The organism is Sphingobacterium suaedae (assembly GCF_042684625.1).
GTDB classification, from domain to species: domain Bacteria; phylum Bacteroidota; class Bacteroidia; order Sphingobacteriales; family Sphingobacteriaceae; genus Sphingobacterium; species Sphingobacterium suaedae.
Genome location: NZ_JBHULR010000003.1, coordinates 551,122 through 570,295, shown reverse-complemented (window position 1 = coordinate 570,295; position 19,174 = coordinate 551,122). Strand labels below are relative to the sequence as shown.

The following is a 19,174-nucleotide window of genomic DNA, read 5'->3' as shown; positions in this document are numbered from 1 at the left end:
AAACATTTCTGGAAATATTTTGTTTATACGTAGACAGATACTACTAATTTATAAACTAAATTTCCAATGATGAACACCAGAAATTCCGTGCAATGGCTTTCTTGATTGGCACGGGTATGCGCTGTCATATGGTCCAGACAGGCATCCCGAATCCTAGGGCCTGACACGTCGTAAGCGAAATGCCTATGATCACCTAAAAACTAAAAACAAGCAAACAGACTCTAAGCATTGAAAACATTTTTATTCAGCAAAAAAACATGAAAAATTTTTTGGTATGCCTCGTGGCAACATGTGTTGCAGGGTCTTTTATATCTTGTCAAAAACAAACGGGTAATCTTGTACCTGTGCAGCAAGACAGTCTTGCGATATCCTATGATACCATCCAAACCTTTTTGGAAAAACCGTCGGGTTCTAAAGAAGCCAAGCGGTTAGGACAGTCGAATCCGGCGTCTGATTTTACGAGTACCGGATTATATCTTCCGCCGAATACGGACCTTACACTGTATGTCGAACAGGAAGCAGCCGGTACTGGTGTTCCACGGTTATTGATTGGTTCGTACTCCAGGTATGAAGCGCGCTGGGATCCGAGGTCGGTTAACCTGACTACGGGCTTACAGACGATCGCTGGCGACGCTCAGGGCGGACTACTTTTTGTCCGCTACCATGCCAATGATGCGAGTGTAGCGAGTGGCAAAGTGCGTATTGAATTTAGGCAAGGTCATACGCCCGTTCCGCATTTTATCCTTGGAAAAACGACGAACGGGCAGTGGCAACGTATGCTGGATACTTGGACGGGAGCTCCCGACGTGTTGTTGGAAAATGGAACAAATATCATTGTTTCGTCGCGGGCAAAGGCACTGACGTACCGTTCTGAAGATCAGCAAGAGCTTTTAACCCGGGTAGAGGAAGTTTCGAAAGCAGAATATGCAATTAGTGGTATTGATCAATCTACGCCGCAGCATGCCCGCAATGTGCATAAAATTATCATGACCGAAACAGATAAGCAAGATACGTACATGGCTGCGACTTGGTACCGTACGTGGTACCATACCGATGTGATGAACGCGGTGTTGACCGTGGACGGTTTTGGATCGAACGGGTGGGGGCCTTGGCACGAGCTGGGCCACATGCATCAACAAGGTGCCTGGACATGGGACGGTCTTGGCGAAGTAACGGTGAACATCTATTCGCTGGCGGCCGAACGTAAAATGGGTGTACCAACGAGCCGGCTCACGCGGGATGGCGTATGGTATGATGTGATGCCGTACTTGGCAAAGCCGTATGCGGAAAAGGACTTTAATGGGGCTTCGACAGGTTTGTTTGTACGGCTGGCGATGTTTCAGCAGTTGTGGTTGGCTTTTGGTGATTCATTTTATCAAAATCTACATAAGCAGACTCGGGAAGAGCAGGTTTCTTTTTCGACTACGGCGCAAAAGATGCGTTATTTCATGTTGAAAGCGTGTACGATCAGCGGTAAAAACTTAGGCGCTTTCTTTCAAAAGTGGGGACTGAAGGTGGATGCTTCCGTATATGCAGAAATCGACGCGTTGGGTCTACCGGAACCCGCCGATGACCTGAGCACAAAGACCGATGATCCAGACTGGGAAAATAAATGGCTGGTCATAGGTTATAGCTCTCAGGAGACAGCTGCGGAAAACGGACGTGCATCGAACTTGATCGATGGCGATGTGAACACCTATTGGCACTCCAGCTGGTCAAGCAATCCTGGGGCTTACCCGCATTTTGTGTCCGTTGACATGAAAAAAAGTACAGCAGTACATGGATTTACCCTAACACAACGGAATGGCCAACGAAAAGTGAAGGACGTAGAGATTCAAATCAGTTCGGACAACACAAACTGGTCTAGTATAGGAGATTATGTGCTTCAAGATCATGCTAATTCTCAAACTATAACGCTTCCGGCCGTACAATCTTTTCGATATTTTAAATTGATTTTTAAAACGGGCTTTGACGGTACGCCCTACGCTGCGATGGCTGAGGTTGCCGTATTCTAGCATCAATCGGTCGGTATAGTTTCGAATCGTATCGCCATTGTACGCGAGCTACGACGAGTAATCTGCTTGCCCAACGAAACACGGCGGGTCTATAGGCAGATGAATGGTCGCATCTTGATGTACCATGCCGATCCGTTTTTATGCGGATTGTCTTCGGAGTGGAATACGGATAACCCACGGTATTTTCATTTTTTGGCATCGTAATGGTTAGTAGATTATATCGCCAATGCAAGGGTATCCTGTGTACACGTATGAGTAGAAGAGCATTAGGTCATCATTTTTTTGTCGTCGACAATACATTCATCCTGCATTTTGATCGGAAAGTATATCAAAAGTTTTATGCGGATATGGATTTCGAAAGCTTGGAGATCGTGCAGAGTAATGGATCCACATGCCATTATTTTCGGGACAAGCAAGCAGTGTATGTGGAAAGCTACATGAATCGCTTTGCCGTACTCCCTGACGCCGACCCAGCGGATTTCCATCTGTTGGATTTTGAAAATGGCTGGAGTCGATCAGGAGTAAACGATTATGTTTTCGACGAAAAGTTGCCGCACCGTTTCGATGCGTATCAAGCATTGTCTCCCTATTATCAGCGGGTCGATCAAACGATTTACTTTGGCTTCACGCGAGAGGTCATCAATGCTGATGTGGCATCGTTTGAAGTCTTGTATGGCAATCGCGTAAAAAACGTAGCCAAAGACAAGTACCACGTGTACTTTCGTGAGCAGGTGGTGGAAGAAGCCGATGCGGCGACGTTTCATTTTTTGGAATTGTTTCACGGGCGGTTACTACCGGGAGCGTGATCATACCTATTATGCGAAGGATAAGATCTATGCATATTACATAAATACCATAGCGCCTTTGTTTAAGCGTATCAAAACAAAAGATCTTGACGGTTTTCGTTTTGAGATCAGGGATGATCTGGGGTATGGTCTGGATGAGAAATATGCGTACCTTTTTGGAAAAAGACGTGCGTTGGAATAGGTTTCTGGAAAACTAAACAGGAGCAGCGGTGTTCTTCGGTAAAACTACGCCCTATGTTCCGTCCATACACAAACTGGGAAGAATGGGCATTTAAACGGAAAACACGATGAAAAAGCAAGCACTTTATTGGGTAACCCTTTCCTGCCTGTTTGGCAGCCTAACGGCCTGCAATAGCCAGACCGAAAGAAAGGGAGACGGCACGGATTCTCTCGCGAGCTCCGCCACCGTCGACAGAGATACGTCGACTATGGTTGTAGTACCAAATGCCGGTGACACGACGTTTGCGACGGAAGCCGCCCTCAGCGGTTTGGCAGAAGTAGAATTGGGTCAATTGGCTCTGGAAAAGGCCGATGAGCAACAAGTAAAGGATTTTGCCGACATGATGGTTAAGGATCATGGAAAAGCCAACGAAGAGCTCCAAAAAATTGCCAGTGATAAAAAGATCATGCTGCCAACAGCGTTAGATCTAAAACATGCGAATATACGAGACGACTTACTGTCTAAATCGGGAGCTGAATTCGATAAAGCGTATGTGGCGGCCATGGTGGACGGCCATGAAAAGACGTACGCATTAATGCAAGAGGGCGCGAAAAATATGGTGGACGAACAGCTTCGGGCCTTCGCGGAAAAAACCGCGCCTATTGTAAAAGTTCATCTAGAACGTATCAAAGCGATTCAAGCGCAACTGAAGTGATGGATGATACAATGCACGTCGAACCGCGATCGCTGTCGATGACCGGGGAGATATATAATACAGTTGCCATGGATTTGTTACATATTAATGAAGAACAGCTTGCCTACATCATTCGTATCGTAGACGACGAATATGGTTTTTACTTCCGAAGCACCGAGTCCGGGAAGGGGAGTCTTCGATCGTATTTTTATGAAACGAGCGAGGGCGGCCGGGTGGTGCTTAAGTTGGATCATGCCGCGTTCGAAAGCTTACCTGGCCGAATTAAGACACGTATTCAAGATTTGATTTTCCGGGTGAGTGAGAAGGACACAGATGGATAAAACTTTTTTAACAGACATACGTTCAGTTAAGGATATATAGGGATATGATAGGAAATAATAAAGATGTTTTAGTAGTGCTTTCAGCCTTGCTGATCTGTGTCGTAATCGTAGTGGTAGCCGTCGGACTAATCGACATGATGACCTAATTGGTTGGAAGGTGCACGGAGCCTCCCCGCATGTTGATGACTCACACGTAGGCATCGACTAGCGTATTGACCGATAATCGTATATTTGTTGGATTGCCTGCTGTGGCGGTACTGACATACATGAGCTACGACACATGAAGTATAAAGAAACAATTCCTACGGCTGGTTTACAGTCGTTTATCCATTCGTTTTGGGAGTTGACTGGAGAGGCGAACGATCGGCAATGGGAACGGATTTTTCCGGACGGGTGCCCTGGTGTGGTGGTGAATATGGGTGCATCCTGTCCTACCGATAGCGGCGCGTTAGTTATGGACCAAGGGCGCACGTATGTCGTGGGGAGTGCGAAAAATTTTAAAGAGAGCTTCGTGGAGGAACGGACGCATTTGGTCGGGGTATGCCTGAAACCTGGCGCTTTCTCTCATTTTTTTACCTATGCAGATCAACGCGAAATCGCCGATAAAACGGTGTTGCTCGAACGAAGCAACTCTCTTAAAACAGCATTGCTCCATAAGGAACCGTATAGCTACTTAAACCGTTTTTTTTTGGAACGCTTGTCGCCGCAGGATGGATTTCTACAAACCGTCCTAAACGATATCCAACAAGCCGGTGCGGTTGTTCGTGTCGGTGAACTGGCGAAGCGAAATCATGTGACGATACGACAACTTGAGCGATATTTTAGCCGGTACGTCGGGATGACACCGAAGGAATACATAAACATCGTGCGCTTTCAGCGTGCTTTACAGGCGTTGCAGCAACCCGAGCGAAAGAGCCTTTCAGAGATCGCATTTTTAAGTGGATATTACGATCAGGCACACCTGACCAATGAAGTGAAGCGCCTGACCGGAAATAATCCTTCCGAATTTTAATTTTGTCGTATTTTTCCAAAGTGAGACGCCCGTAAAGCGTTACTTTTGTGGTATATACGAAAAAGATGAAAAACGTTATTTTAAATCTAGCCGTGAGTTTAGACGGGTTTATCGAAGGGCCTCAGGGTGAAATAGATTGGTGTATTTTAGACGAAGAGATGGACTTCGAAGCTTTCTTGAACAGCGTTGACAGCTTATTTTATGGGCGAATAAGCTACGATCTTTGGGGAAATTATCAACCGGGAGACGACGGTGATGCCGCTGAAAAAAAATTATGGGCAGAAATTCATGCCAAACAAAAATATGTGTTTTCCCGTCAGCATCGTGTCGACGAAAATGCCGTGTTTATTACAAGTGATATTCTTAGACAAGTAACCGAGTTGAAAGCACAACCCGGGAAGGATATCTGGTTGTACGGTGGCGCCGATCTGGTCAAAACATTTATTCACCATAACCTCATCGATGTGTACAAAATCTCCATACATCCGGTCGCACTCGGCGGTGGAAAACCACTTTTTGAGGCCTTGGAAAAACGTGTCAATCTACGGCTTCTGGATACGCGGGTGTTCCGGTCTGGTGTGGTTGAGCTTACCTACGAACCCGTACGGCTTTCCTGAAACGTGCTGCTTTAAGCGTCAGTGACGCTGTCCTCCGAACGGCTTCACGACCAGCCGACATCTTTTCGCCATTTCACGTAGGTGCTATCCTGATCATGTATACGTACCAATTCTGATACGGGAAGGATGGCGTTTATTTCTGCTGTGGAGAGTTCGGGGAGCAAAGACTTTCGTCTCCATGCATTCAATTGTCTTTTATTCCTGACGGGGTAAACCGTCCCGTCGGAGTTCCTTTGTGTCCCGAACCGTTGTGGCTTTCCCCGAAAAAATTGGATCCGGTCGTAGAGGTATGCGAGGTGTGCGGGACTAACATCTTGGATATGGCGGCGCATGAGCGCGTATGAACGAACCATAAAATCAGGTTCGGCAATCGCATGTTGAACAATAAGCCATGCAGCGGTATAGGCATCGATACCCACTTTTGAAATGGTGGGGAAGCCGATCTTTGCAATGATTTCGTGTAGTTGCATCGCGTTTTTGCGATGCACTTGTTCCATCTCCGGAGCATAACCTCCTTCCAGTTTATTGGCTTTGGCAAGCCGCTCGCGTACCTGCAAGTCATGCGCTGCCATCTGAATCAGTTTTTGGGCGATGTGATCGTGCATATATCTTCGAAAATGCCGTACAGGAATTGCTGATCTGTACCAGCTACAAATGTATGGATTTCCAATGTGTTACAAAGATCCCGACGGGTATATTGGCTTTTTCTATTTAGAGTTGATGGGCATTTTTAGGTCGTATCCCATAGTGCTTTTTAAAACATGTGGAAAAATGAGCTGGATTTTTGTACCCCAGGAAACGCGAGATTTCGTAAATATTCTTCGTATTCTCTTTCAATAACTGCTTTGCAGCAAGCATACGTTCCTGGGTAAGAAAAGCATGGATCGTCATGTGATGGCGTTCTTTGAAGAACTTTTTAAGATAGCTTTGGTTGGTGCCCAATTCCATGGCGAGATCTTCTATTTTTGGCGGACAATGCATGTTGTCTCTTAGAATTTCCTTTGCTTTGTCCATCAATTGGATCATGGGTGCAGGCAGTTCTGCCGGTTTTTCGCTGGGAAGCTGTCTCTGACTGACTGCTAGAATAACCAACTCGCTGATTTTAGATTGTAAATAGAAGTCCCGCCATGCCTCCGGTATACGCTCGATTTGTAGAAGTTGCTGAATGATCTCCTCTTGTGCTTTACTGATGGCAACGGCAGCCGGAAAGAGTGATCCAGCCTGCTTCCGGTGCATCATATCCTCGACTTTCTTCCATAGCTCATCCGACGTTGGACAAAAACGGCGCAGAAAATCTATCGACAGGTTGACCTCTAAAAAACGGTTCGTCGCGAAGGCGTTCCAAAAACCGGTAACCGTAGTCTCTTGAAAAAGAAAGAGCTGCTGATGACCTTTCTTTAACTTACCAAGTAGATCGCCTTCAGCGTAGTAAGAGCGGTTATCCTCCAACGCGAGATACAGCTGCACATAGGGCGTGCGTGCATTGATTTCCACAAAACCATCGATATCTGCGACAAGTTGACTGTGCATAATATGTATACCTGCCGGACTTGATAACTCTACAACCTGCATTGTACAACCATACCGTTTGCTCACATGTGTTTGGATCTGAAAAGGATTGTTCTCGATAGCACGCAGATCAAAATCAAATTGAGGCGGAAATACAGCCATCTCCCGGGCGAGACGTTCATGCAGATGCCAACGGTTGGCTAGATCCGGGTGTGCTTGTAACAGCTGAAGGACAGAGGTCTCCATACGTTGATCGCTAATTTCTTTTTTTGGTCTTTTTTTTTCCGCAAAGATAAGTTTAATACCTGATTTTTGCACAGAATTAAGACTAATTAAAAATAAAAAAAAGATGTACCTCTATACGGGTGCCGTCTACTAGTACGTAACTTTAGCATGAATACACGAGCAACATTCCTGATGTTATCCGGATTATTTTTCCTGAGAAGCCACGCGCAAGAGCAGGTGAAAATTGACACGACGAAAGCTGTTTCTCTGCAGGAAGTCCAGATCACGTCTGTCCGCGGATCGGAAAAACTGACGCACATTCCAACGTCGGTCACACTTGTCAACGCAAAGCAGCTGCAAATCTTATCGCGAACAACCAGTAATATTAGTCAACTATTAGAGGCGACGGTCGCGGGCTTGGGACCATCTACGGGTACCTATTCGAATTTCGGACAATACCTGCGTGGACGCGGGATGCTGATTATGCTGGATGGTATTCCGCAATCGACGCCGATTCGGGATGGCGGTGTCGATATGAAGACGGTGAATGCCAACGACCTCCGTGCCGTGGAAGTGATCAAGGGGGCTACATCGTTATATGGTGTAGGTGGAAGCGGAGGCTTCGTCAATTACATAACGAAAGAGGCGGTCGTGGATAGGAAGTTTGCAGGGAACACCCAAATCTGGGGGACAGCGAATTTGGCAGAGACAGATGCAGCTTTTGGAGGCGGTGTGTATCAGTCGTTGAGTGGTACAGCTGGAAGATGGGAATATTACCTCAGTGGGAGCTACGAGAAAACTGGAAATATGTACGATGCAAAGGGAACCCCCCTGTTGCCTACGTATAGCTTAGCAAATACCGACACGTATAGCGCACTGGCAAAAATTGGATATCAAATAGCGGACAAACAAAAACTAAAGCTACGGTATAACTACTATCGATCGGCCCAGAAGAGTAATTTCGCGGCGGCCGATCGGGTGCTGACGGTTTTCAATGGAGATGGTGACTATGAATTGATCCCCGGGTTTGGGGTAGCGGGCGAAATCCCCGGCGTACCTCCAGGTGCTGTAGTCCATAATGCGCAATTCACATATGCCCTAGACTCGATTTTCCGACGCTCGACCACTTTTCAAACCGATGCGTTCTATCAGAATGTGGATAATATCTTTTTCTACGCAAAGAATTTTCAGGGCGGCGGACAGTCTCGCGTAAAATCGGAAAAATACGGTGTGCGTCCTAATTTTAATAGTCGGATAGCCCTGAACGACCGGAACCATTTCTCCCTAACATATGGTTTGGATGTGCTTCGGGATAAGACGTCCCAGCCGTTAGTTGACGGACGCTTGTGGATGCCTGAAATCACGCTGATGAATTGGGCTCCTTACGCACAGGCGAAATGGGTGTATGACGAAAATTGGATTGTAAAGATTGGAGGTCGATATGATGCGATGCAACTGCAACTTCATGATTACCAAACATTACCTTATTCAGCGCAAGCAAATGACGTCTTTTCGGAATCCATTGCCGTACAAGGAGGACGACTGTCATTCAGCAATGCTGCCTTAAATCTGGGTATTCGGTACAATAAACATGCGGAGTTTACACCGTATGCAAGTTATGCGCAAGGCTTTGCATTGCCAGATGTCGGTGTCGTTTTCAGAAATGCGCAGGTGAAGGACATTCAGGAAATCAATGTCAAACCCGTAGCTACGGACAACTTCGAATTTGGATTTGTCTCTACCTTTCCGCATGTTCGTTTTGAGGCGGTAGGCTATTATAGCAAATCAAAATACGGCACGTCTGTATCATTTAACGAGCAATCTAATCGGTTCGAACTGGTTCAATCGCCCCAATCTATTTTTGGAGCAGATGTGACATTGGACGTAGATTTTTATGACGGAAAACTTCAGGCAGGGGCAACATATTCCTTCCTTGAAGGGTTGACACACACGGCAACGAACCCGTACGTGTGGAAGTACATCGGAGGCCAAATGATCAATCCGCCAAAAACGACAGCTTACGTCCATGTGGCGGCTACACGGGCGCTAGATCTTGATGTGCAGGCTGTGTTCATTGGCGATAGGCAACGTTTTGCGCCGATTCAGCATGCCGAAACGAACATGTGGAGCTACCGACACACGGAAGTGCCGGTGAAAGGTTATACGCTTGTCAATCTTCAAGCCAGCTACCAGTTGAACAGCCGGGCAGGTATATCTTTGGCGATAAACAACCTCTTTAATGCGTATTACATGCCGGCAAAATCGCAATGGATGGCTTTCGTGAGCAATCAGTCGCCGGCTGGAGAAGGTGTCAATGCACGAATTACCTTAAACTACCAGTTTTGACGGACAGCGTGCAACCGATTCGTGTTCGTGGCAACGTACGCAGCAGAAGATGATGCGTGCTCGCTATATCCCCGTCGTTATACCACAACGATGGGGATTTCCGGCAGTTGATCAGATCGCCATCGAGGAGATCCCCCTCTCGTTTCCCTAGTACACAGTGTGGAAGATCCCGACGACTAATCTACAAAGCCTGCGTATTTTTTTAAATTCCGAAAACAAAATTTGGGGTTTAACAATTCTCCTTACACAACAACTTGAAAGCATCATGGAAGAATTGAAGATTGGTCAAGAGACATACGATATTCGCGATCCGCAAAAAACGCCACTCACTATTGTGGGGTTAGAAAACGACGATGTGACGGGTACCATTGCATGTAGCTACTATTCACATGTCGAAATGGATGTCGTTGTCAAACGGTTTAAAGTAGAACATCTATACTTGGGCGACCGAAAACTGGAGGTTGGTTGGTAGATGATTTCGGCGCCATTGTTCCGTCGCAAAAAATACACCACCGCAAACCTCTTTTTAAACACACCAATAAGAACAACGTTATCCTTAACAGAAGCAAGTCTAGGCATATGAATGTAAAACGCACATTTGGAACGATCTTAACGATTTTAGGAATTATCGGGTTGATCTACACGGGTTATCAATTAATTAACCATAATACGGATTATACGACATTGATCGTCGTGGGTATTATTGGACTCATCTTTTTCTTTTCGGGCATAGGGTTGGTCAAGAACACCAAAGACGCAGCCTAGCGTACCTTCGGAGACATACGAATTACTCCTTTCTTTAACGTTTGCAGACCGGCAAATAACACCTGCAAACGCACGATTCCCATTTACTTCTTCTAAAACGGCATGTACTTGCGCGGGCAACAACAGCGATAGACTGCCGGTCGGCGGGCGCTTATTGTATTAACACCGGATTAAATGATCGGGTAGATTTAGTTTGTTTGTGCAATATTGTTGCATTTGCTGTTTTTGTTTGTATCTTTGACCAAAGCAAGAAGGACGGAAATGATACCGAAAGATTATTTATCCTGGAGACAATGTATAGAACAGCAATGTGGCATTCCATTAACCTCAGCGTTTGTCGCCAGCCGACTGGCGATCTACCGAGATCCGAATCTGCCCGAGACGCAACGTTTTCGAACGCGCTACGGACAGGGACATGTTGACGCTATTATCCGTTGGTTTGAACAAGCTCAAAGGGAGCTGGCCGATACGTCAGAAACCTGATTTAAAAGACGACAAAAGACAAACATATGAAAGGGAATAGATTACCTGTGACCGTGCTAAGCGGCTTTTTGGGCGCTGGGAAAACAACGCTGCTGAACTATGTATTGCACAACAAAGAAGGCCTGAAAGTCGCAGTTATTGTCAACGACATGAGCGAGGTCAATATCGATGCACAGTTGGTAGAACGTGAAAACGTCCTGTCTCGAACGGACGAACGCCTGGTACAGATGAGCAACGGATGTATCTGCTGTACGCTTCGGGAAGACCTCATCATGGAAGTGAACAGGTTAGCGGCAGAAAAGCGATTCGATTATTTGCTGATCGAAAGTACGGGCATTTCGGAACCTATACCCGTGGCACAAACGTTTTCTTTTATTGACGAACAACAAGGAATAGATTTGTCCGCTTTCAGTTATATTGATACGATGGTCACCGTGGTGGACTGTTCGCAATTTCTTAACGATTTTGGCAGTATAGATACCCTACGTGATCGTGCCATGAGTGATGATCCGCAGGATGCCAGAACCATTGTTAATCTCTTAACGGACCAAGTGGAGTTTGCCAACGTGATCGTGCTGAATAAAACGGATTTAGTAGCCAAAGACACGTTGGACTTTTTGGAATCGGCCATCCGAAAGTTAAATCCAGGAGCAAAAGTAATCCGATCTATTTTTGGCCAGGTTCCACCGTCGGAAATCATCGGAACGGGTATGTTCGATTTTGAAGAGGCATCTTCATCAGCGGGATGGATTCGGGAGCTCCAGCAGGAGCATACGCCTGAAACTGAGGAGTATGGGATTTCTTCGTTTGTCTTTAGGCATCAAAAGCCATTCCATCCGCAACGCTGGTACCACTATCTGAATCACTATTACCCACAGCATATTATTCGGGCAAAAGGGTTATTTTGGATCGCATCACGTCCAAATGTTGCCATTAACTTTAGTCAAGCGGGGGGAAGCCTACGCATAGATGGAGCCGGATATTGGTGGGCGAGTATGTCGATAGCGGAACGAAGGAGGCACGCGAGCTTCGAGGATAATCGCGATCTTATTGAGTCGCGCTGGCATGCACGCTGGGGAGACCGGGGCAACGAACTGGTTTTTATCGGGCAAAATATGGATAAGGATCGATACCTGATTGACCTAGAGCGCTGTCTGTTGACAGATGAGGAAGCGGAAGACTGGCGTCATACCCAATGGACGGATGAGTTTCCACAAAATATATAAGCGGAGGATTGAGACACTTGGATCGACCAAAGATACCCCGTGCGGCAGGAAAGGAACGACGCAGAAGGACGTTAACGTGAGACATCTTAAAATATGCAGGAATGATGATAAACCAACCTTGCTACAGGAGCCCTGTCCTGATGTTGCTTCTGCTGCTCCATATCAGCATAGGCGTGTACGCGCAAGATAAGAAACAGCATGTGCTCCAGCACAAGCCCCTGATGAATGATGTGTGGAAAACATTCGATATGCTTTTGTACAAAGTGGAAAAGTCAAAGGGGCAAACGAAATATATCCCGTATTTTCCTCCGGCGCTTAAAGCGCTGGAGGGTAAACACGTCACGATACGGGGCTACATGGTGCCATTGACAACGGGGCGCAAGCACAACCGTTTTCTGCTATCTGTTCTTCCTATTTTTCAGTGTATGTTTTGTGGGCAGGATGGGATACCCGCCATGGTGGAAGTACAGATCCTGCACGGACAAAAATTAGCCTTTTCGAAACGTCCGTTGGAAGTTATCGGAACGGTTGCGTTCAACGGGAGTGACCAGAATCATACAGAGATCATCCTTAGGCATGCCACAGCTAAACCAATCGACTAATCCTAGCGTTTGGTGTTTGGCTTTCTATAACGAAGCAGTTTTTTTCATAGCTTGCACGTATCGCGTAGGATAGCCCATTATTGTACATTCTTTTCTTAGATGGATACGTTTGTTGTTTTGCAAACGTAAATGTTACATTTATTTTAAGTCGTTTATTTTATATTTAAAGCGAATTATAAACCGAATGAAAACATCCTATCAAGAATAATATGAAAATGAAAAGATCCTATCGAATAGTTGCCGCAAACGTGCTTTTGCTGGGGCTGATGAGTATCGATTTCGATACGAAGGCGCAATCTCTACATACCGCCCAACGGGTACCGGAACCTGGTCAGATTCCTCCCCATCCTCCGCGGTTGCCCGAGGGAGCCATACCTGCTTTTCCTGGTGCCTGGGGAGGAGGAATGTTCACCACGGGCGGACGGGGAGGGAAGGTGATCGCCGTTACAAATCTTGAAGATAGTGGCCCCGGTAGTCTCCGCGCGGCCCTGGAGAGCGAGGGCCCGCGCGTGGTGATTTTCCGTGTTGCGGGAACTATCCGGGTTAGTGGCGACTTAAATATAAACCACCCGGATATTACGATTGCTGGACAATCGGCGCCGGGCGATGGGATTTGTATTGCCGGAACATTAAATATCAATACGCATAATGTGATTCTCCGGCATGTTCGTGTACGCCGAGGTGTTCCCACGGGTGGTCAGGGTGATGATAACATCGGCGGAAATCCGCATCATCACATCATCATTGACCACTGTTCCACCAGTTGGGGAATGGATGAGAATATTTCACTCTACAGACACATGCGTCCATCCTTGGACGGTACGACACAGATTAAAGATCCTGCCGAACATATCACGGTGCAGTGGACCATCTCCAGTGAAGCATTGGATGCAAAAGGACATGCTTTTGGTGGGACATGGGGTGGAAATCCGTCTACTTTTCATCACAATCTTTTTGCCAGCAATACGGCCAGGAATCCATCAATTGGTATGTCGGGAGCCTTTGACTTTCGATACAACGTGGTGTTCAACTGGCGACATCGGTCTATCGACGGGGGAGATGAAACATCGACTGTTAACCTAATCAATAACTATTTCAGACCGGGGCCAGCGACGAATGAAAATATCCGTAACGTTTTTGCCCGGATAGAAGAACGCAGCATGTACTCTCCGGGTAGCGCCTGGTCGAAAGGTGACTGGTATCCCAAAGCGGCAAACAGACCTGGAAAATGGTATGTGGCTGGGAACATCATGCATGATAATGAGGACATAACAAACGACAATTGGCTGGGTATGCGTATGAAAAATGCAGATGCGCATGCATCGCAACACCTCGCCCGTGTCCATACGCCTTTTGAAGGGTGGCCTGTGGCGCCGCATCAAACGGGAGGGGAAGTGTTTGAGGCCGTGTTGGCTAAGGTCGGAGCGACTTTGCCCAAGCGGGATGCTGTAGACGTCCGTGTGACAGAAATGGTTCGGACAGGAAAGACGACAACGGCTACCGGAATTATAAAGGATGTCGCGGAGGTGGGGGGCTATCCAGAGCTGACTTATGATCCCGCTCAGTTACCAAAAGACAGTGATGGGGATGGCATGCCTGATCATTGGGAGAAAAGGTACGGTCTGGATCCGAACAACCCAAACGACGCATCGACGGATACCGACGGCGACGGATATACGAACATCGAAGAATACCTGAACGGAACGGATCCTAAAGAAAAAGTGGACTATCGAAATTTGGGGAACAATGTAGATACAATAAGTTAGCGCCCACTATGGATAATGTGCCCGCTGAACCAGGCTCGACCGATATCCGGTCGAGCCTGGTTGTTACTGGTCGTCGTCAGGGCAAGGATCGGTATCGAAAAATAGTTCTTTCGAAATGTATAGTACCGGGGATAAAATGCGTAATTTGAGTAAAATTAGAAGGCATGAACTATGATTTAATTATTGTGGGAGGAGGGCCCGCTGGAACGTCTTTAGCTGTGCGTGTCGCGGCATCCGGAATGCAGGTGCTGTTATTGGAAAAGGATGTGTTTCCCGCTCGTTCGGTTGTTTCTTGTTCGTTATTTTTATCGCATGGCATGCGCTTATTGGACGAGATCGGGGTGACAGAAGACCTCTATGCGCTCGAAAATATCAAGCTGCGGGGAGCTGCGTTAGAGGTTCATGACTACTTTCGAACGTTTGTTCCTATGCCGGACGACGACGGCAGGAATTATGTGTATGGTATTGACCGTGAAAAGTTGGACACAGCGATTTGGGAGAGGGCAAGGCAATGTCCGAATGTGACGGCTATGGATGGTTTTCATGTTTCGGATATCCGACAGAGGGATGGGCATGTATGGGTAATTGGAACAAGAAAGGGGGGAGAAGAGTTGGAGTTTACAGCGAGCCGTATGGTTGGTGCGGATGGAAGACATAGTCTCGTTGCCCGTAAGGTCGGTGCGGCAACGACCCACGAGGTCGTCGAATGGAATACAGCAGTGTTTTATGCGTATTGGGACGGAGTCAAACCCTACTTGTGTGCTGGAGAACCTTGGGTACAGATTCATACCACTGGTAAAGGGAGGAGCACTGTCGTTATGCCTTCTGCTAGCGGAAGGACGGGAATTTTGGTACAATGCCGGGCGACTGATTTCCATCGGGACAGTGATCTGAAGAAATGGTATACAGACTTTCTGCACGATCTTCCGAAGGTAGCGCAACGGCTGGAACAAGCTGAAATAGTAACGCCCATCAAGGGAATGAAAAATGTGCAAAATTTATTCAGAACACCGGCCGGTGCGTATTGGGTTTTGGTGGGCGATGCGTATCATCAAAAAGATTCATACGATGCCCAAGGTATTTACGATGCGTTGTTTGGGGCGAAGGTGTTATCCAAACATCTACACTCTTGGTTTTCAGGGGATACCACCTGGGAACAAGCGATGCACGCTTATGGGGAAGAAGTAGCCCAGCATATGGAGCCTATGTTTGCCAGTACCATGGAACGGTTGAAGCGGGAGATGTTTACTGATGTGCCGCCCATGGCCGCGAAGACAGCCATGCGTTGGATGTTGACCAATAGGGACTATGTAGACCGGTTTGGAGAAAGCATGATCCGAAAGATAGATCCGATGACATGGAGCACGCCCGGATTACTGGTGAGGGCATTGCTGACCGGCCTTTTTAGCGATGCAAGAGCGTTGTTTTTGGGAACGCCAAAGGATGGTGTTAATTGAACCCGTCTGGCGATAGTTTTGCTGGTGGATCGGGACATACCGTAAATCTTACAAATCAATTCAATAATTGTACAACATATCGATCTATTTGAATGCGCAACTTTGTAGTATTAAAATAACGTAATCGATATGACACCTTATAATCATCATGAGCCCCTTTACATTCCTTTAGAGGGCGTGGAAAGCGAACATTGCGCACGGATCGTTGACAACGGTTTGGCAAAAGTGGACGGAATTGAAAAACACCAGGTTGAGCTCAATAATCGTCGTGCGACGATCACCTTAAAGCAAGGTGGAACGCTGACAGAAGCGGTTAATTCCATTAGAAGCCTCGGGTATGGAGTGTCGACCTTGAAGAAAACATTTCCTGTTTTGGGCATGACCTGCGCCTCGTGTGCGGGTAGCGCAGAAAGCATCGTAAGGCATCAGCGGGGCGTAGTCGACGCATCTGTCAACTTTGCTACAGGCAACCTCACGGTCGAATATCTGCCAAATGTTGTCGACGCGCAGGCATTACAAAAAGCGGTTCAATCAGTCGGCTACGATCTCTTGCTAGAGGACGAGAGCAGACAACAGGAAACGTTGGAAAGTCTGCATCTGGAAAAGTTTAAGACGCTAAAGAGGAAAACGTTCTGGGCAATCGTTTTGTCGGTACCCGTTGTTTTAATCGGGATGTTCTTGATGCATATCCCTTATGCCAACGAAATAATGTGGCTGTTTTCAACACCGGTCATACTCTGGCTCGGAAAGGATTTTTTTGTGAACGCATGGAAGCAGGCCAAACATCGTTCGGCTAATATGGATACGTTGGTTGCCTTGAGCACAGGTATCGCTTATCTCTTTAGTGTATTCAATATGGTTTTTCCTGAATTTTGGGAGGCCCGCGGTCTGCACGCCCATGTTTATTTCGAAGCAGCGGCGGTTGTTATAGCTTTTATTCTCTTAGGAAAGCTATTGGAGGAAAAAGCGAAAGGAAATACATCCTCGGCTATTAAAAAATTGATGGGGTTGCAGCCAAAAACCTTGACCCTCATCCAGTCTGACGGAACGGAGCGACAGGTCGCGATCGAGGAGGTGAATCCTGGGGATATTATTTTGGTAAAACCGGGAGAAAAAATTGCGGTCGATGGCCTAGTGGTCAATGGTCGTTCCTACGTAGACGAAAGTATGTTGAGCGGAGAACCTGTTCCTGTACTGAAGGAGGAAAATGAAAAAGTCTTTGCCGGCACCATGAATCAGAAAGGGAGCTTTCAGTTTGAAGCGGTCAAGGTAGGTAAGGATACGATGTTAGCACAGATTATTCGGATGGTTCAAGATGCGCAAGGTAGTAAAGCGCCTGTTCAAAAATTGGTCGATAAAATTGCAGGCATATTTGTGCCAGTCGTTATCGGTATCGCCGCAACCACATTTGTATTATGGTGGGTCTTGGGAGGGGATCATGGCATCGTTCAGGGACTACTGGCAGCGGTGACGGTGCTGGTGATTGCTTGTCCGTGTGCATTGGGATTGGCCACGCCAACAGCTATCATGGTCGGTGTCGGTAAAGGGGCTGAAAACGGTATTTTAATTAAGGACGCCGAAAGCCTTGAATTAGCGAAAAAAGTTAACGCGATCGTATTGGACAAAACAGGTACCATTACGGAAGGACGCCCGCAAGTTACTGGAGTCCGCTGGATCAACGACGATGATGCGCGGAAAGATGTCCTAAAGAGCATGGAGAAGCAATCAGAACATCCCTTGGCGGAGGCCGTCGTTCAATATTTATCCGATGCAGAAACGGTATCTATAACCGCCTTTGAAAGCATCACAGGTAAAGGAGCGAAGGCATGGTATGGCGATGATGCTTACGTCGTGGGAAACCGAAAACTCATGGAAGAGAATTCCATTGTGATCCCAGAGAACCTTCAGGATCAGGCTGACGAATGGGGACGAACATCCAAAACGGTGATTTGGTTTGCCCAAAATCATAATGCATTGGCGGTGATGGCTATTTCCGATCAGATCAAAGATTCGTCTGTTCAGGCCATTCAACAACTGCAGAAAATGGGAATTGATCTGTACATGCTCACCGGCGACAATGAAGCGACGGCAAAAGCGATGTCGAAACAAACCGGTATTCGGCATTACCGCGCAGAGGTGCTACCGCAGGACAAAGCTGACTTTGTTTTGGAGTTGCAACGGCAGGGAAAAACCGTAGCGATGGTGGGTGATGGTATCAACGACAGTACGGCGCTCGCAACGGCTGATGTCAGTATCGCTATGGGAAAAGGCAGTGATATTGCTATGGATGTCGCCAAAATGACGATCATCGCATCGGATCTGACAAAAATACCGCAAGCTATTCGCTTGTCAAAGCAAACGGTGGCGACGATAAAGCAGAACTTATTCTGGGCATTTATTTACAACCTAATTGGTATCCCGATTGCTGCCGGGATTCTTTACCCACTAAATGGATTTCTGTTAAATCCGATGCTTGCAGGAGCGGCCATGGCCTTGAGCAGCGTTAGTGTGGTCAGCAACAGCTTACGGTTAAAATGGAAAAAATAAATCTGTAAATCTTACACATTCAAGAAGTAATACTGTAAGAATGAAAATGTAAACTTTACACAATTTTGTATAGACATTAAAAACATATAAAATGAAGACTAAAAATTTAAAATTCAAAACCAATATCAATTGTAGCGGATGTGTAGCAAAGGTCACGCCCTTCCTAAATGGGGCAGAACACGTTGCTTCTTGGGAAGTAGATACGGCAAACCAAAATAAAATTTTGACCGTAAGCACACAGGCAGATACGGATCGGGAGATCATTTCCGCCGTAGAAAACGCAGGGTTTAAAATTGAGCCATTGGGCGACGAGTAAAACTAAATTTTTCCTGCGGCGCAATAGGAATCGAATGGGGTGTCTAAACAGGTACGATCGACTAAACATCAACAAGGTGGATCGTAGGTTTAGACCCCCGTTTTTTGTACCGAGTGTTGTGTAAGCCCACTCAAGTGGATGTGATGTTGCCCGCCCTTAAGCCCCGCCAGAATTGGTTTCTGGGAGGGAGCTTCCGCTGGATCTTGAAGCTTCTTGAATGACTATGTAATAAGGTCGCTCGCCCTGCATTGACGCTTCTGTCCGAAATCGATAGCGATCTACCGAAC

Annotated in this window: 18 protein-coding genes; 16 read left to right on the top strand and 2 right to left on the bottom strand. The window is 46.7% G+C overall.

Annotation, left to right across the window (positions count from 1 at the left end):
* Positions 1 to 257: 257 nt before the first annotated feature.
* The 6 genes from ACFSR5_RS05905 to ACFSR5_RS05880 all read left to right on the top strand — a co-directional run bounded on the left by ACFSR5_RS05905 (position 258) and on the right by ACFSR5_RS05880 (position 5,645).
* Complete coding sequence (locus ACFSR5_RS05905; RefSeq protein ID WP_380901683.1) at positions 258 to 2,015, top strand: M60 family metallopeptidase; 1,758 nt, start codon at positions 258 to 260, stop codon at positions 2,013 to 2,015.
* Between the two features lie 251 nt (positions 2,016 to 2,266).
* Positions 2,267 to 2,821 (top strand): DKNYY domain-containing protein, encoded by a 555-nt coding sequence (locus ACFSR5_RS05900; RefSeq protein ID WP_380901681.1) that lies wholly within the window; start codon positions 2,267 to 2,269, stop codon positions 2,819 to 2,821.
* 287 nt (positions 2,822 to 3,108) lie between these two features.
* A complete protein-coding gene (locus ACFSR5_RS05895) occupies positions 3,109 to 3,696 on the top strand; it encodes a DUF4142 domain-containing protein (protein ID WP_380901679.1) in 588 nt (195 codons plus the stop codon).
* Positions 3,696 to 4,016, top strand: a complete 321-nt coding sequence (locus ACFSR5_RS05890) for a hypothetical protein (RefSeq protein ID WP_380901677.1) — start codon at positions 3,696 to 3,698, stop codon at positions 4,014 to 4,016. The genes ACFSR5_RS05895 and ACFSR5_RS05890 overlap by 1 nt, the downstream gene beginning before the upstream one ends.
* Before the next feature lie 280 nt (positions 4,017 to 4,296).
* Complete coding sequence (locus ACFSR5_RS05885) at positions 4,297 to 5,028, top strand: helix-turn-helix domain-containing protein (RefSeq protein ID WP_380901675.1); 732 nt, start codon at positions 4,297 to 4,299, stop codon at positions 5,026 to 5,028.
* A gap of 65 nt (positions 5,029 to 5,093) precedes the next feature.
* A complete protein-coding gene (locus ACFSR5_RS05880; protein WP_380901673.1) occupies positions 5,094 to 5,645 on the top strand; it encodes a dihydrofolate reductase family protein in 552 nt (183 codons plus the stop codon).
* Between the two features lie 44 nt (positions 5,646 to 5,689).
* Here the strand turns inward: ACFSR5_RS05880 and ACFSR5_RS05875 are convergent, their stop codons facing one another.
* Positions 5,690 to 6,250, bottom strand: coding sequence for a DUF6624 domain-containing protein (locus ACFSR5_RS05875; RefSeq protein WP_380901671.1), 561 nt, complete (start codon positions 6,248 to 6,250; stop codon positions 5,690 to 5,692).
* Between the two features lie 106 nt (positions 6,251 to 6,356).
* Positions 6,357 to 7,472, bottom strand: a complete 1,116-nt coding sequence (locus ACFSR5_RS05870) for an AraC family transcriptional regulator (RefSeq protein ID WP_380901669.1) — start codon at positions 7,470 to 7,472, stop codon at positions 6,357 to 6,359.
* A gap of 75 nt (positions 7,473 to 7,547) precedes the next feature.
* On the opposite strand from ACFSR5_RS05870, the gene ACFSR5_RS05865 reads away from it, so the two are divergent.
* From ACFSR5_RS05865 to ACFSR5_RS05820, 10 genes are all read left to right on the top strand, one after another.
* Positions 7,548 to 9,725, top strand: a complete 2,178-nt coding sequence (locus ACFSR5_RS05865; RefSeq protein ID WP_380901667.1) for a TonB-dependent receptor — start codon at positions 7,548 to 7,550, stop codon at positions 9,723 to 9,725.
* A gap of 265 nt (positions 9,726 to 9,990) precedes the next feature.
* Positions 9,991 to 10,197, top strand: a complete 207-nt coding sequence (locus tag ACFSR5_RS05860) for a hypothetical protein (RefSeq protein WP_380901665.1) — start codon at positions 9,991 to 9,993, stop codon at positions 10,195 to 10,197.
* 107 nt (positions 10,198 to 10,304) lie between these two features.
* Positions 10,305 to 10,490, top strand: a complete 186-nt coding sequence (locus ACFSR5_RS05855) for a hypothetical protein (RefSeq protein WP_380901663.1) — start codon at positions 10,305 to 10,307, stop codon at positions 10,488 to 10,490.
* Positions 10,491 to 10,751: 261 nt separating this feature from the next.
* On the top strand, positions 10,752 to 10,973 hold the full coding sequence (locus ACFSR5_RS05850; protein WP_380901661.1) for a hypothetical protein: 222 nt from the start codon (positions 10,752 to 10,754) through the stop codon (positions 10,971 to 10,973).
* Between the two features lie 26 nt (positions 10,974 to 10,999).
* The gene (locus ACFSR5_RS05845) at positions 11,000 to 12,199 is read left to right on the top strand and encodes a GTP-binding protein (protein ID WP_380901659.1); all 1,200 of its coding nucleotides are present in this window, start codon (positions 11,000 to 11,002) and stop codon (positions 12,197 to 12,199) included.
* Positions 12,200 to 12,300: 101 nt separating this feature from the next.
* On the top strand, positions 12,301 to 12,801 hold the full coding sequence (locus ACFSR5_RS05840; protein ID WP_380901657.1) for a hypothetical protein: 501 nt from the start codon (positions 12,301 to 12,303) through the stop codon (positions 12,799 to 12,801).
* Positions 12,802 to 13,016: 215 nt separating this feature from the next.
* A complete protein-coding gene (locus ACFSR5_RS05835; protein ID WP_380901656.1) occupies positions 13,017 to 14,567 on the top strand; it encodes a polysaccharide lyase in 1,551 nt (516 codons plus the stop codon).
* A gap of 164 nt (positions 14,568 to 14,731) precedes the next feature.
* Positions 14,732 to 16,024 carry an NAD(P)/FAD-dependent oxidoreductase gene (locus ACFSR5_RS05830; protein ID WP_380901654.1) on the top strand — a complete coding sequence of 431 codons (1,293 nt, stop codon included), beginning with the start codon at positions 14,732 to 14,734 and terminating at the stop codon, positions 16,022 to 16,024.
* 129 nt (positions 16,025 to 16,153) lie between these two features.
* Complete coding sequence (locus ACFSR5_RS05825; protein WP_380901652.1) at positions 16,154 to 18,571, top strand: heavy metal translocating P-type ATPase; 2,418 nt, start codon at positions 16,154 to 16,156, stop codon at positions 18,569 to 18,571.
* 91 nt (positions 18,572 to 18,662) lie between these two features.
* Positions 18,663 to 18,887 (top strand): heavy-metal-associated domain-containing protein, encoded by a 225-nt coding sequence (locus tag ACFSR5_RS05820; protein ID WP_380901650.1) that lies wholly within the window; start codon positions 18,663 to 18,665, stop codon positions 18,885 to 18,887.
* Positions 18,888 to 19,174 lie beyond the last annotated feature (287 nt).

Bases quoted from the DNA above. Each gene is read 5' to 3' on its own strand.
- ACFSR5_RS05905 (WP_380901683.1), top strand. From the start codon at position 258: ATGAAAAATTTTTTGGTATGCCTCGTGGCAACATGTGTTGCAGGGTCT.
- ACFSR5_RS05900 (WP_380901681.1), top strand. From the start codon at position 2,267: ATGAGTAGAAGAGCATTAGGTCATCATTTTTTTGTCGTCGACAATACA.
- ACFSR5_RS05895 (WP_380901679.1), top strand. From the start codon at position 3,109: ATGAAAAAGCAAGCACTTTATTGGGTAACCCTTTCCTGCCTGTTTGGC.
- ACFSR5_RS05890 (WP_380901677.1), top strand. From the start codon at position 3,696: ATGGATGATACAATGCACGTCGAACCGCGATCGCTGTCGATGACCGGG.
- ACFSR5_RS05885 (WP_380901675.1), top strand. From the start codon at position 4,297: ATGAAGTATAAAGAAACAATTCCTACGGCTGGTTTACAGTCGTTTATC.
- ACFSR5_RS05880 (WP_380901673.1), top strand. From the start codon at position 5,094: ATGAAAAACGTTATTTTAAATCTAGCCGTGAGTTTAGACGGGTTTATC.
- ACFSR5_RS05875 (WP_380901671.1), bottom strand. From the start codon at position 6,250: ATGCACGATCACATCGCCCAAAAACTGATTCAGATGGCAGCGCATGAC.
- ACFSR5_RS05865 (WP_380901667.1), top strand. From the start codon at position 7,548: ATGAATACACGAGCAACATTCCTGATGTTATCCGGATTATTTTTCCTG.
- ACFSR5_RS05860 (WP_380901665.1), top strand. From the start codon at position 9,991: ATGGAAGAATTGAAGATTGGTCAAGAGACATACGATATTCGCGATCCG.
- ACFSR5_RS05855 (WP_380901663.1), top strand. From the start codon at position 10,305: ATGAATGTAAAACGCACATTTGGAACGATCTTAACGATTTTAGGAATT.
- ACFSR5_RS05850 (WP_380901661.1), top strand. From the start codon at position 10,752: ATGATACCGAAAGATTATTTATCCTGGAGACAATGTATAGAACAGCAA.
- ACFSR5_RS05845 (WP_380901659.1), top strand. From the start codon at position 11,000: ATGAAAGGGAATAGATTACCTGTGACCGTGCTAAGCGGCTTTTTGGGC.
- ACFSR5_RS05840 (WP_380901657.1), top strand. From the start codon at position 12,301: ATGATGATAAACCAACCTTGCTACAGGAGCCCTGTCCTGATGTTGCTT.
- ACFSR5_RS05835 (WP_380901656.1), top strand. From the start codon at position 13,017: ATGAAAAGATCCTATCGAATAGTTGCCGCAAACGTGCTTTTGCTGGGG.
- ACFSR5_RS05830 (WP_380901654.1), top strand. From the start codon at position 14,732: ATGAACTATGATTTAATTATTGTGGGAGGAGGGCCCGCTGGAACGTCT.
- ACFSR5_RS05825 (WP_380901652.1), top strand. From the start codon at position 16,154: ATGACACCTTATAATCATCATGAGCCCCTTTACATTCCTTTAGAGGGC.
- ACFSR5_RS05820 (WP_380901650.1), top strand. From the start codon at position 18,663: ATGAAGACTAAAAATTTAAAATTCAAAACCAATATCAATTGTAGCGGA.